This window comes from Pseudomonas triticicola, from assembly GCF_019145375.1.
GTDB classification, from domain to species: domain Bacteria; phylum Pseudomonadota; class Gammaproteobacteria; order Pseudomonadales; family Pseudomonadaceae; genus Aquipseudomonas; species Aquipseudomonas triticicola.
In genome coordinates this window covers 1-264 of record NZ_JAHSTX010000005.1, presented here as the reverse complement: position 1 = coordinate 264, position 264 = coordinate 1, and the positions used below count along the sequence as shown (strand labels likewise).

General features: G+C 58.7%; 1 protein-coding gene. It reads right to left on the bottom strand.

The window, feature by feature from the left end; genetic code table 11:
* Positions 1–264, bottom strand: a 264-nt coding sequence (locus KVG85_RS25865; RefSeq protein WP_217865413.1) for a hypothetical protein, incomplete at both ends; no start/stop codon positions are given.

The following is a 264-nucleotide window of genomic DNA, read 5'->3' as shown; positions in this document are numbered from 1 at the left end:
GGTGTAGCGTATCTGGTCGTCTATCGGCGCTGAACGTTGCGCCCAATGCAGGCAGCGCGCGTTACCGACGCTGATGATGTGCAGCACTTCGCCGTTGTCCTTGCTGCGGATTTCCAGCCCCGGCAGGTAGCGCACCTGGTGGAAGTGGCGGACCTTGTCGGTAAACCATTCATGACATTTGAAGACCCGTTGGCCCTGACTGTACTGGTAATACTCGGCGTCGTTATCGCTGTCCTGGCGGATAACCAGATCCACGCGCTCCAG